This is a genomic window from Paenibacillus sp. FSL K6-2859, from assembly GCF_038008265.1.
GTDB classification, from domain to species: domain Bacteria; phylum Bacillota; class Bacilli; order Paenibacillales; family Paenibacillaceae; genus Paenibacillus_AQ; species Paenibacillus_AQ nitricinens.
In genome coordinates, this window is the sequence record NZ_JBBOYU010000001.1 from 1,832,832 (window position 1) to 1,846,094 (window position 13,263).

Annotated in this window: 11 protein-coding genes; 10 read left to right on the forward strand and 1 reads right to left on the reverse strand. The window is 44.5% G+C overall.

What is annotated here, in order from left to right; translation table 11 throughout:
- The first annotated feature begins 3 nt into the window (after positions 1 to 3).
- Positions 4 to 1,002 carry an aminoglycoside phosphotransferase family protein gene (locus MHB64_RS08000; protein ID WP_094870598.1) on the forward strand — a complete coding sequence of 333 codons (999 nt, stop codon included), beginning with the start codon at positions 4 to 6 and terminating at the stop codon, positions 1,000 to 1,002.
- An 86-nt stretch (positions 1,003 to 1,088) separates the two neighbouring features.
- Here MHB64_RS08000 and MHB64_RS08005 read toward each other — a convergent pair whose 3' ends face one another.
- Positions 1,089 to 1,955 carry an AraC family transcriptional regulator gene (locus MHB64_RS08005; RefSeq protein WP_094870599.1) on the reverse strand — a complete coding sequence of 289 codons (867 nt, stop codon included), beginning with the start codon at positions 1,953 to 1,955 and terminating at the stop codon, positions 1,089 to 1,091.
- A 218-nt stretch (positions 1,956 to 2,173) separates the two neighbouring features.
- Here MHB64_RS08005 and MHB64_RS08010 point away from each other — a divergent pair, with 218 nt between their 5' ends.
- From MHB64_RS08010 to glcT, 9 genes are all read left to right on the forward strand, one after another.
- The gene (locus MHB64_RS08010) at positions 2,174 to 3,349 is read left to right on the forward strand and encodes a galactokinase (protein ID WP_341134121.1); all 1,176 of its coding nucleotides are present in this window, start codon (positions 2,174 to 2,176) and stop codon (positions 3,347 to 3,349) included.
- 4 nt (positions 3,350 to 3,353) lie between these two features.
- Complete coding sequence (galE, locus tag MHB64_RS08015) at positions 3,354 to 4,340, forward strand: UDP-glucose 4-epimerase GalE (protein ID WP_094870601.1); 987 nt, start codon at positions 3,354 to 3,356, stop codon at positions 4,338 to 4,340.
- Positions 4,341 to 4,395: 55 nt separating this feature from the next.
- Positions 4,396 to 5,976: a UDP-glucose--hexose-1-phosphate uridylyltransferase gene (locus MHB64_RS08020; RefSeq protein WP_341134122.1), complete on the forward strand. Its 1,581-nt coding sequence runs from the start codon at positions 4,396 to 4,398 to the stop codon at positions 5,974 to 5,976.
- Positions 5,977 to 6,128: 152 nt separating this feature from the next.
- On the forward strand, positions 6,129 to 7,292 hold the full coding sequence (locus MHB64_RS08025) for an iron-containing alcohol dehydrogenase (protein ID WP_094870603.1): 1,164 nt from the start codon (positions 6,129 to 6,131) through the stop codon (positions 7,290 to 7,292).
- 290 nt (positions 7,293 to 7,582) lie between these two features.
- Positions 7,583 to 8,119, forward strand: a complete 537-nt coding sequence (locus MHB64_RS08030; protein WP_341134123.1) for a protease — start codon at positions 7,583 to 7,585, stop codon at positions 8,117 to 8,119.
- Positions 8,119 to 9,693, forward strand: a complete 1,575-nt coding sequence (locus MHB64_RS08035; protein ID WP_280787410.1) for a flotillin family protein — start codon at positions 8,119 to 8,121, stop codon at positions 9,691 to 9,693. Before MHB64_RS08030 ends, MHB64_RS08035 begins: the two co-directional genes overlap by 1 nt.
- Before the next feature lie 110 nt (positions 9,694 to 9,803).
- Positions 9,804 to 10,511, forward strand: coding sequence for an ABC transporter ATP-binding protein (locus tag MHB64_RS08040; protein WP_094870604.1), 708 nt, complete (start codon positions 9,804 to 9,806; stop codon positions 10,509 to 10,511).
- A complete protein-coding gene (locus MHB64_RS08045) occupies positions 10,504 to 12,117 on the forward strand; it encodes a hypothetical protein (RefSeq protein ID WP_341134124.1) in 1,614 nt (537 codons plus the stop codon). The genes MHB64_RS08040 and MHB64_RS08045 overlap by 8 nt, the downstream gene beginning before the upstream one ends.
- A 128-nt stretch (positions 12,118 to 12,245) precedes the next feature.
- A complete protein-coding gene (glcT, locus tag MHB64_RS08050) occupies positions 12,246 to 13,121 on the forward strand; it encodes a glucose PTS transporter transcription antiterminator GlcT (protein WP_094870606.1) in 876 nt (291 codons plus the stop codon).
- Positions 13,122 to 13,263 lie beyond the last annotated feature (142 nt).

The following is a 13,263-nucleotide window of genomic DNA, read 5'->3' on the forward strand; positions in this document are numbered from 1 at the left end:
TCAATGGAGTTGCTTCAAGATGAGAACAAGGTGAAAGAGTGGGCCGAAGCCAACTCGGGATCTATGGGCTTAAACAGGTCGAAGATTGAGGCTAAGTATATTTGGAATCCTGGAGGGTTTGTAAACCAATCTTATCGCATAACGGATGGTCAATCCTCTCGTCATTTAAAACTCTCGCAAGTACAAAAAGCAGCAGGACTTAAACAGTGGGTTAAGATCAGTGAACATTTGACTTATAATTACAAAGCACCACGGTTGATTAGGGAGATTACACAAGAAATAACCTCTGGTTATTCTTATGGTTTAGTGTTTGATTTTATCGAAGGTAAACCATTAAGCTCCATTTCCGATCCACTGCCAGTGATTGAAAAGGTTCTGAGGTCACTTCATCAATTACATGGGGATAAAGAGATTAGGCTGGCAGTTGCAAGTGAAGATAAGAACTACAACTATGCCGCCGCATTTACTGACGAATACATCAATCGATTTGAAGAAGATCTGCAAATTATTAGAGCGGAGAAGCATTTGCTAGACTTCGTAACGGCGGACACTTTAGAATGGTTCGATACAGAAGTGGAAGCTTTGAGAATAATGGTTAGTCAGCACCCTTCTTTTCAGAGAAAGGCGTCCGACATCGTACACAATGATGTGAATTGGCAGAATATCTTAGTCAATGATCCTAATGAATTTTGGATCATTGATTGGGATGACCTAACGGTATTTGGAGACGCTGCCATGGATTATTCCGTACTACTTTGGCCGCTCTATAAATCAAAAGATTGGACTTACTGTAGAGATCTGGTTATTGATTTAGCAGGCATTGCAATAATGGAACGGATTGAGTTTTATTTTAGAGCGAAGCTTCTTGATGATGTGATTGATGTTCTCGCTGACTATGTGGATGCGGAGCATGTGCCAGAACTGAAAGAAATGGCTCAGAAAAGGGCGAAAGAGATACATCTACGAGCTTACCCTGAATATCTGAATCAATATGCAAAATAACCGCAGCAAACTGAAAGATCAGCTTAAAAAAGGGATTCACATATTGGACTTGCCTAATATGTGAATCCCTTTTTTTAAGGCCTCCCTTACTCATTTGTCTTTTTTACATGTCTAGTCGTTGTGAGACGGTAAGCGGTGGGTGACTGAGCACAAAACCGTTTGAATTGGCGTGAGAAGTATAAAGCATCGGTGAGCCCTACGGATGCTGCTACCTGTTCCACGGACAGCTCGGGCCGTTCACGCAGCAGCTGTCTGGATTTTTCAATGCGCAGCTTCAGCAGGTAGGTCACCGGAGATAATCCGGTCTCTTGCTTAAATACACGGGATAGATAAGCCCGGTTATAGCCAAGAGTATCACACATTTGTTCAATGGATACTGGATGAGCATATTGGGAGGCCATGTAGTGGATCATTTGCTTCACAGTACGCTTAACCTGTGATTCAGCTCCAGGAAGACGGGAGAAGGAAGAGAGTAAATCTGCAGCTTCACCTACAATGAGATAAAGATACCCTAGAGAAGTCAGGTGGGCACTTTCTTTGTTTGCTTTGAAGGCTTGCATGATACTGGAAAGGGCACCTGGGATGACGCTATCACCTGTTGTAGTCACCACAGGTTTTTGAGGTGTAAAGCCTGTCTGCAGCACAAGGCTATCAGCCTCACTCCCTGTAAAAGCTGCCCAGCGATAGCACCAGGGCTGATCTTTATCCGAAATATAACTGACCAGCTGTCCTGGATGAATAAGGAAGAAGTCACCTTTTTCCAGTGCATATTGATGATGTTCAGTACGGAAAACCCCTGAGCCAGACTCAATAAAGTGAAGTAAATAATAATCGTAAATCTTAGGGCCAGCTTGATGCATAGGAATCGTCTGACTCTGACCAGCAAACAGTACATGGAGATTTTGTTTATCGTAATACACGGGATTAGATCCTACGGAATAAGTATGCTCCATTTGAGACAGCCTTTCTTGTGTTATTGTAATTTTATGGCTTATAGTTTAAGGTGTGTTAATTATTTGTGTAATTATTATATTATGGGAAGTCACATTTATCCATACATTACACACATGATTGCATTATCAGAGGATGACTGATTCTATTATAATGAATACATAAAGAACGCTTTACTAATTCCCACTGGCTGAAGCAGCGAAAGGATGGAGTGGCATTAATGAGCATACAGGAACTTAACAAGAAATTCATCGAAAAGTACGGGGTAAGCGAGCAAGAAGCTCAAGTATTTTATGCACCAGGCCGTGTTAATCTCATTGGAGAGCACTTGGATTATAACGGTGGATACGTGCTGCCGGCAGCTTTGGAATTCGGAACAACGTTGATTGTGCGTCCACGCAGTGACAGCAAAGTGAATTTTGCATCTACTAATTTTCCTTATGAAGCAACTATTGATTATAGTGAAATTGGCAAGGCCAAAACCGGAGAATGGATCGACTATCCGGTTGGAGTAATGGTTGAATTGGAGAAGAAAAACACTCCGGTATCTAAAGGTTACGATCTGCTGTTCCATGGTGATATTCCGAATGGCGCAGGCTTGTCCTCATCGGCTTCTCTTGAAGTCGTGACTGCTTATGCTTTCCTGACGCTCGAAGGCGGCGACACGGATACCGTTGAGATTGCACTCTTGTCTCAGCGTGCTGAGAACCAGTATGTAGGTGTAAACTCCGGAATTATGGATCAGTTCGCAGTTGCTAATGGCAAACAAGATCATGCAATCCTGTTAATGTGCGATACGCTTGAATATAATCTGGTACCTTTCATCACAGGTGCTTACAAACTGGTTATCGGCAACACGAACAAACGCAGAGGACTTGTAGATTCCAAGTACAATGAGCGTCGTCAGCAGTGTGATGAGGCCCTGTCTATTTTGCAAAAAGAAGTGCCTTCACTTGCTTATCTGGCACAGTTCAATCGTGAACAGTTTGAAGCGCATCAAGATAAAATCACAGATGAAATTGTTAGACGCCGCGCTCGCCATGTTGTGGAAGAGAATCAACGTGTACTAGAATCCGTTGAGGTCTTAAAGAACAATGATCTGAAGCAGTTTGGACAGTTCATGAATGACTCACATACTTCCCTACGTGATTTGTATGAAGTTAGCTGTGATGAGCTGGATATTATGGTTGAAGAAGCACAGCGTATTCCCGGTACACTCGGTTCCCGTATGACTGGCGCAGGTTTCGGTGGCTGTACTGTATCCTTGGTACATGAAGATGATATAGAACGTTTCATTCGTGAAGTAGGCGAGGCATATACCACAAGATCTGGTTTGGTTGGTGAGTTCTACGTTTGCGGCATCGGTAATGGTGTCCAAGAATTGAAGGGAGTGTAATCAAATGGCAATTTTAGTAACAGGTGGAGCGGGGTATATTGGATCTCATACGGTAGCAGAGCTGTTGGAACGCGGCGAAGAAGTGGTAGTCATCGACAATCTGCTAACAGGGCATCGTGAGGCACTATTGGGTGGCAAGCTGTACGAAGGTGATCTGCGTGATAAGGAGCTGCTTGGCAAGCTGTTCGCCGAGAATGAGATTGATGCGGTTATACATTTTGCGGCAAGCTCATTGGTTGGTGAAAGCATGAAGGACCCTGTGAAATACTATGACAACAACGTATACGGCACACAATGCCTTTTGGAAGCTATGCAAAAAGCTGGCGTGAACAAAATCGTATTCTCGTCTACAGCTGCAACCTATGGTGAACCGGAAAAGGTGCCGATTGAAGAAACAGACCGTACCGAGCCAGCAAACGTATATGGCGAAACTAAGCTGACTATGGAACGCATGATGGCATGGTTTGATAAAGTACTGGGTATCAAATATGTAGCGCTTCGTTACTTTAATGCTGCAGGTGCACATGCTAGTGGCAAAATTGGTGAAGATCATCGTCCGGAAAGTCATTTGGTTCCGCTAGTATTGCAAACCGCTTTGAAGCAACGAGAGAGCATCGCCGTGTTCGGAGACGACTATCCTACAGAAGACGGTACTTGTGTGCGCGACTACATTCATGTTAGCGATCTGGCTGACGCCCATGTTCGTGCAGTAACTTATCTGCGTAGCGGAAGCAGCAGTAATATTTTTAACTTGGGAAATGGACTTGGTTTCTCGGTGAAACAGGTTATTGAAACTGCAAAGAAAGTCACGGGACTAGAAATCCCTGTAGTTATTCAAGAACGCCGTGCTGGAGATCCTGCTGTACTGGTAGCTTCCTCCGACAAAGCGCGTTCTATCCTTGGATGGAACCCGCAGCATGCGGACTTAGAGAATATCATTCAAAGCGCCTGGAACTGGCATTCTGCCAATCCGCAGGGGTACGGAGAATAAGGGGCTTTAGCATAGCTTAACTAGAGCATGAGACCCTACTTAAGGAGAATTGAAAATGCACAACGAGAATAAGGTTGCGTCTACTGACCAGAAAGCCTTACATGCGATTGAGCAGCTAGTTCTGTTCGCACAACGTGAGCAGCTCATTGCTCCAACTGATGAAGACTATAGCCGTAATGTGCTGCTAGATCAGTTCGGATTTAGTGAGCCGTTCGTTGGCGAGGTCGATCAAAGTCCACTTACAGGTCCGCAGGTTCCACTGGATACACTGATTGATTATGGTTTTGAAATCGGATTGATTCCAGAGAATAGCGACACTTACCGTGACTTACTGGATGCTAAGATTATGGGACTCTTAATGGCCCGTCCATCAGACGTAAATGCAGAGTTCAACCGTTTAGCTGCTGAAAAAGGTATCTCCGCGGCTACAGATCGCTTTTATAAATTAAGCATAGATTCCAACTATATCCGGATGGACCGGATTTCCAAGAATGTCTACTGGCTGCAGGATTCGCCTTACGGTGATATCGAGATGACAATTAATTTGTCCAAGCCTGAGAAGAGCCCGAAGGAAATTGCTATGGCCCGTTTGCTCCCGCCGCCGGTCTATCCAAAATGTCTGCTGTGCCGCGAGAATGTGGGGTATGCTGGTCGGGTTAATCATCCGCCGCGTCAGAACCTGCGTGTCATTCCACTTCAGCTGAATAATGAGAAATGGCTCTTTCAGTATTCGCCATATGTTTACTACAACGAGCACTGTATTGTATTCCATCATGATCATGTGCCAATGAAGCTTACCAAGGATACCTTGAAGCGGCTGCTTAGCTTCGTGGAATCTTTTCCGCACTATTTTATTGGCTCGAATGCAGATTTGCCGATTGTGGGCGGATCGATTCTAACGCATGACCATTTTCAAGGTGGACGTCATACCTTCCCTATTCAGAAAGCGCCTAAGGAAGATACGTTCACGCATGCATCTTATCCGGGTGTCAGCATTAATATCGTAAAATGGCCTATGTCCGTATTACGTTTGAATGGTGTAGATCCGGCGGTATTGCTGGAGTGTGGTAATGCACTTTATGAAGCTTGGAAAGTGTATAGTGATCTTGAAGCAGAAGTATTGGCGTTCAGTGAAGCTGATGGTGAAGTGCAGCCTCATAATACCGTTACTCCAATCGTTCGTCGGGCAGAAGATGGCAGCTTTGAGATGGATCTTGTGCTGCGTAATAATCGAACTAACGAGCAATATCCGGAAGGGATTTTCCATCCCCATCGGGAGATGCACCATATCAAGAAAGAAAATATCGGCTTGATTGAGGTCATGGGACTCGCAATTCTGCCAGGCCGTCTGAAGGAAGAGCTTGATTCTATTGCGAGCATCCTTGCAGGAGATCAAGCGCTATTAGAATCGGTAAAGAATGATCCTAGTCATCCACTTGCGCAGCATGCTGCTTGGGTTCAGGAGCTTGTAGAACGTTTCGGAACGGCGTTGCAGCATGATGAAGCCGTCAAGATTGTGCAGAACGAAGTCGGCATCAAGTTTACTCATATTCTTGAACACGCGGGCGTCTATAAACGGACTCCGGAAGGGCAAGCTGCTTTCCGTCGTTTCGTGAAGAGCTTCGGCGCGTTGTAAGTTTGGATAGGGGATGTTCTTAAGGCCTTAGGTCTTAAGGATATCCCCCTTTTTTATGACGCTTGAAGCTACTCCATTTGAATGCAGCTATTCAGAGGTTTATAATACGAGTGGGCACAACATTCTGAAATAACTAATGGAGGTTTACACATATGCGTAATTTTGATTTTTATAATCCTACCAAGTTGATCTTTGGACAGGGTACGCTGGAAGCGTTGAAGACTGAGGTTCCTAAGTACGGTAAGAATGTATTGTTGATGTACGGTGGCGGTAGTATCAAGCGTAGCGGACTGTACGATAAAGTAATGGCTGAGTTGAGCGCAATAGATGCTGTGGTCACTGAACTCTCGGGCGTAGAGCCTAATCCACGCCTTTCCACCGTACATAAAGGTGTAGAGCTGTGTCACGAGCATAATATCGACCTCATCCTTGCTGTAGGCGGCGGTAGCGTATTGGACTGCGCTAAAGCAGTTGCTGTTGGGGCGAAATATGAAGGTGACATGTGGGACTTTGTTGAACGTAAGGCAGCTGCTCAAGATGCTCTCCCACTCGGTACAGTGCTGACGATGGCAGCTACAGGATCAGAAATGAACAGCGGCTCTGTAATCACTAACGAGGTGACCAAGGAAAAAATGGGCTGGGGCAGTATTCATGCATTCCCGGCATTTTCGATTCTTGACCCAGAGAATACCTTCACTCTGCCGCGTGATCAGACGGTCTACGGCATGGTGGATATCATGTCTCATGTTCTGGAACACTATTTCCATAACGACACCAACACACCGGTACAAGACGGCTTCTGTGAGACTTTGCTACGTACGGTGATCGAAACCGCACCGAAGCTTATTGAAGATTTGAATAATTACGAACTGCGTGAGACGATCATGTACTGCGGAACAATGGCGCTTAACGGTATGGTTAGCATGGGTTTTGCAGGAGATTGGGCGACTCACAATATCGAGCACGCAGTATCAGCAGTATACGACATTCCACACGGTGGAGGACTGGCCATTCTGTTCCCGCAATGGATGAAATATAATATCGATACAGATCCTGCCCGTTTCCGCAAGCTTGCTGTAAACGTGTTTGGAATTGATCCTACTGGCAAGAACGATAAGGAAATAGGGCTGGAAGGAATTGCAGCGCTACGTAGCTTCTGGGATTCCATTGGTGCACCGAAGACACTCGCTGATTATGATATTGATGACAGCGAGATCGGCAGTATGGCTGATAAGGCTGTTCGTTTCGGACCGTTTGGTAATTTCCGCAAGCTTGACCGTGAGGATGTAGTAGAAATTTATAAAATGGCTCTGTAAGTAGATTCATCTACGAAAAAGACTATCAGTCTTTATTCTAGAAGACGTACTTGAAAGTCAAGGAAGCGATTCTCCTGTTATGGATGAATCGCTTCTTTGCGTTTATGCTCTACTGTGGATTTCTCCTCGACTTCGTCCCCGATCTCCGCTGCTGCTGACCGCATTTTTCGTACGTTTATCCTCAGAATGGAACTTTTATGGGTGAATATCCAAAGTTTGTGAAACCAATGACCTACTTTATTCGTTTAAACTAATATGACAGTCCTGAATGAAGACAGGAGGAAGTAAATATGCAAACGCTGTATTTAGGCTGCTTGGCGCTAGGCGTCATATTTGCCATAGTCAGCGTCCTGGTGGGTGATGTGATCGGAGATGCTTTGCATGGAGTCTTTGATTTCGTATCCGTAGATTTTCTGAATCCCACCGTACTGGCAGGAGGAATAACCGTGTTCGGCGGAGCGGGCATTCTTCTAACCCGGTACAGCGCTCTGGAAGCTGGGGCGATCATTGCTTTGTCTTTGTTAGCCGCCGCTTTTTTGGGAGTACTTATGTATCTAGGGGTGGTTAAGCCCATGGAAAAAAGCGAAATGTCCAATGGTTTCTCAATGAGTGATCTGCCTGGCAAGATCGGGGAAATCACAATTCCTGTTCCCGCCGCGGGTTATGGTGAGATTATGGTAAAGTTTGGCGCCGGCAATAGCCTGCATACGGCAGCAAGCTTTGATCATGAGCTGCTTCCGGCAGGGATCAAAGTTGTTGTAGTGGAGGTTAGAGAAGGCGTTGCATTGGTGTCAGAATTCGAAAAGAGAAGAGGAGTGGATCTTTAATGTTCGGTATTCCTGAGTATTTGTTAGTCCCTGCTGTTGTCGTTGCTGTTTTGTTTGTGCTAGGTATCGCATTCTGGGCACGTTACAAAACTGTTGGACCAGATGAAGGGATGATCGTAACAGGTTCGTTTTTAGGTAAAAATCACATTTCTGACGATGGATCTGGACGTAAGATTAAAATTGTTCGTGGGGGCGGGGCCTTTATCCTCCCTATCTTTCAGAAGGCTGAATTTATGTCGCTTCTTTCTCATAAACTCGATGTGATGACTCCGGAAGTATATACCGAACAAGGGGTTCCGGTTATTGCTGACGGTGTAGCGATTATTAAAGTGGGCAGCTCGACTGAAGATGTGGCGACAGCTGCTGAGCAATTCATGGGCAAACCGATCGAAGCACTGAAAAGTGAGGCGCAAGAAGTTCTTGAGGGTCATCTGCGGGCCATTCTCGGTTCAATGACCGTTGAGGAAGTATATCGTAACCGCGACCGTTTTGCGCAAGAGGTTCAAGGCGTGGCGGCACGTGATCTTAAGAAAATGGGTCTGCAAATTGTTTCCTTTACTATCAAGGATGTGCGAGATAAACATGGATATCTTGACGCATTGGGTAAACCGCGAATCGCTGCGGTGAAGCGTGATGCAGAGATCGCTGAAGCAGAAGCAGTGCGGGATGCGAGAATTCAAAAGGCAAACGCTGAAGAGCAAGGGCAAAAAGCAGAACTGCTGCGGGATACGAATATCGCCGAAGCCTCCAAGGAAAACCAGCTTAAGGTGGCTGCGTTTAAACGGGATCAGGACACGGCGAAAGCGGAAGCCGATCAGGCTTACCATATTCAAGAGGCACGTGCGAAGCAGACCGTTGTTGAAGAGCAAATGAAGGTTGAGCTGGTACGTAAGGAACGTGAAATCGATCTACAGGCTAAAGAAATTCAAGTTCGTGAGAAGCAGTACGATGCAGAAGTGAAGAAAAAAGCGGAAGCGGATCGTTACGCAGTAGAGCAAGCAGCGGAAGCCGATAAGGCGAAGAGAATGCGCGAAGCGGATGCCTTGCAATACAGTATCGAGACGCAAGCTAAGGCTACAGCGGAGCAGAAGCGCCTTGAAGGTCAAGCGATGGCGGATGCAGAGCTGGCTAAAGGTACAGCGGATGCTGAAGTTATCCGGTTGCGTGGTCTAGCGGAAGCGGAAGCGAAAGAGAAACTGGCGGAAGCGTTCCAGAAGTTCGGGGAAGCCGCTGTGCTGGATATTATCGTCAAAATGCTGCCAGATTTGGCTGGACAAATTGCGAAGCCGCTGGCATCCATTGATAAGCTTACTGTTGTAGATACCGGTAATGGTGAAGGTGCGGCACGTGTCAGCAACTATGTAACTCAGTTGATGTCTACGGCTCCTGAGATGCTGAAGAGTGTCTCTGGAATTGACGTAGAGGCCATGATCAAAGGGCTGACGACTAGATCCTCAGGGTCAACTGGAAGCAAGGCTGTTCCAGTCGCAACGGCAGCTTCCCTGCCAACTCCAGCAGCATCTGTTGTATCGAGCAAAGCTTCAACTTCTGTGGCTGAGCAACCTGAAGAATAGTTAAAGCAATAACTACTAGAATGATTTAACTTAAGGTAAGCTCGGTGATTGCTACCGGGCTTACTCTAGGTTTCTAGGTCTTAGCTATAGAATGGGAGAGGTGCGCGAGCGTGCAACTAATTTTAGACCATATCCATAAAAGCTTCGATGGTAAACAGGTGATTAAAGATGCAGATTTCACCTTTGAAAGAGGGAAGATCTATGGGCTACTCGGACGGAATGGAGCAGGTAAAACCACACTTTTCAATTGCCTAAGTGGTGAGATTCCAATGGATAGCGGAGCTGCCTTTATTGGTGAGAAGGATAGTACCCGTCCGCTTCGTGACGAGGACATCGGATATGTATTTTCCCTACCCATTTTGCCTGAGTTTCTGACAGGTTATGAGTTCGTTAAGTTTTATATGGACATTAACCGTGAGAAGATCGATCCGGATAAAAGCATTGAAGATTATTTTTCCATTATTAAGTTTGAGGAAGAAGATCGACACCGGCTGATTAAGGGTTATTCCCACGGGATGAAGAATAAAATCCAAATGCTCTGCTTTATCATTACTCGCCCGCCTTTGATTTTGCTAGATGAGCCCCTAACTTCTTTTGATGTGGTTGTGGCTCTTGAGATCAAGAAATTGCTGCGTGAGATGAAGCAGGATCACATCATTATTTTTTCTACGCATATTTTACAATTAGCCGCCGATTTATGTGACGAGTTGGTTATTCTAAATCATGGAACCCTTCAAGAAATTCCGCGTGAGACTCTGCAAAGTCCAGAATTTGAGGAGCAAATTATAGCTTTACTTCAGGATGGCAACAATGATTAGTACACTTCGCAGCATTCAGAGGATTAGAGGTTCGTCCGGAGCCAATCGGCTGATTTACTATTTCAAGATGCTACCTGTTCTTGGCAAACTTTTAAATGGGGATATTTATTCTAACATTGCACTAAAACAACTCTTCGCTGGGATAGTACTTGCATTGAAGGTGGTGTGGGGGTTTTTAGGCAAGTTTGCCTATTTGGGAATTGTGATCTATTTGCCAATTGTCCTCACACACAAAGAATTGCCGCTCGCCGAACAGTATGCTTTGTTCTTACATATTTTTATAATTCTTAGCTTTATTGTGGCTGCGGTTTCGAATGTGTTTATATTAGAGCCCAAACGGGATAAATATATATGTGTGAAGCTGATGAGAATTCAGGCTAAACAGTATATGCATGCTACACTTTTGCTTAAAGGGCTAACGTTCTTTTTATATTTTATTCCGGCATTAACCGTGTTTGCGGGCTTTTTTGGGGCCCCGTTGTGGCATGGCGTATGGCTTGCACTACTGTTAACGGCTTGGAGAATAGTCACCGAGGCGCTGAATCTTTGGTTTTTTGACAAAAAAGGAATTGTGTTAGTTAAAAAGATGAGCTGGGTATGGTCGGTGATTGGACTAGGTGCTCTATTTGCCTATATGCCCCTTTATCTAGGATATGCTTTCGTAAATGATGCGACAGGATTTAGTATCCCAGTGAGTCTTGTGATCGTTGTACTTGGAGGAATTGCAGCTGTGTATATTGGAAAATATCCTAACTACCGCAGCGCTGTAGACGTCGTTACCAAGATAGATGATCCACTGCTGGATATGAACCGGATGATGAAAGAAGCAAGGGTAGCAGATGTTCAGACCAAGGAGAAGGACTTTTCGTTGGAAGAACTTAAGGGGAAAGCTTTTCAAGGAAAAAAAGGTTACGCCTACCTGAATGCTATTTTTTTCTCCAGACATAAACGCTTGTTAATTCAACCCATCCAGAGACGCTTAATTATCATTGGTGTGCTCTTTATAGCGGCTGTTCTAATCATACTCATTTCGCCGGAGACTTCGTCTAAGTATACGACTTATCTGCTTGGTGGACTTCCCTTTTTTGTATTTATTATGAACTATACCTCTATAGGTGAGCGCGTATGCAAAGCGATGTTTTACAATTGTGATTTAAGCTTGTTGCGCTATGGATTCTATCGTGAGCAAGCTGCGATTCTGGACAATTTTAAGATTCGTCTTATTAAATTGAGTGGCCTTAATCTTCTTCCTGCTGTCGCCATATGTTTAGCATGTACTCTACTGTTTCTATTCTCGGGTGAGGATTGGGGGTTGAGGGATGCGTTGATTTTTTGGGTGACGATTCTGTGTCTTTCCTTGTTCTTCTCCGTGCATCACTTGTTCATGTATTATATTTTTCAACCATACAGCACGGAGCTCAATATGAAGAATCCATTCTTTTTTATCGTCAATAGCGTTGTATTAGGACTAAGCGTGGCTTCTATCGGATTCCCAAAAGGATCGTCAATTTTTACACTAGTTGTTCTTGTGGGAACGATTGCTTATATGGTTATTGCCCTCACATTGGTATATAAGTTCTCCAGCAGAACTTTCCGGGTAAAATAGAACGCGGGTATCCTTCTAATATCGGAATGTTGATGATATGATGGTAACGAGAGTTTTTTAATCGTACCGTTTCATGTTGCGTTTGCTGCTTGGAAGTCAGGTGTTTAGAGATAAAAGAGGTGGCAATAATGAGTAGCATAACTGTAGCAAAGGTGTTAAATAACAACGTTATCATTGCGGACCATCCCCAATATTCCGAGGTTGTAGTGATTGGCAAAGGGATAGGGTTTAATCGAAAATTGCATGATCGGATTAACCTATCCGCTGTGGAGAAGATGTTTATTCTGCGCAGCCAGGAAGAACAGGAACAATATAAACAGCTTCTTCCCCAAGTGGATGAGAAGTTGATTGAGATTGTACATGAAATTTTGTTATATATTATGCAAAGCAGTAGTCAACCACTTAATGAGCATGTTCATATTGCACTCACTGATCATATCTCATTTGCTATTCGGCGTTATGAACAACATATCCCAATTCACAATCCATTTCTGTATGAGACTAAAGAGATTTATCCTGAAGAGTACAAGATGGCAGAGTATGCGATTGAGCGGATTAATGAAGGTATGGATGTGGAATTGCCTGTAGATGAGGTAGGCTTTGTGGCACTTCATATCGTTAGTGCGTTGAGTAACAGACAAATTTCTGAGGTTAGACAACATTCTCTTTTAATTGGGGATTTGATCGGAATCGTAGAGAATAACCTTGAATATCGAATTCCACGTGATTCACTTGATTATTCACGATTGGTGACTCATTTACGTTTTGTTCTAGAAAGACTGCGCCGTGGAGAATCGGTAAGGGAGACTTCAACGCTGGATAGTCTTATGAAACGAGAATATCCCGAAATGTATTCCTTGGCTTGGCAATTAACTAAGATTATCGAGAATCGAGTGCACATTCCTGTGTATCCAGCTGAGGTCAGCTATTTGACCGTTCACCTGCAACGTCTTGCCCAGAAGAAAGAAGACGAATTGGGTATGGAGACGAATGGTAAGCCGTAAAAAAAGCTTGTCACTTCAAAAAAACGGTGCTACAATATCGGTGTCCTAATTAAAACAGAATACCAAGCGTGTAACTGATTCGATCAGGCATGAGTGATTTACAGTATTTTGGTTGCTAGTCCCCATCTTGGGGTAATCTAAC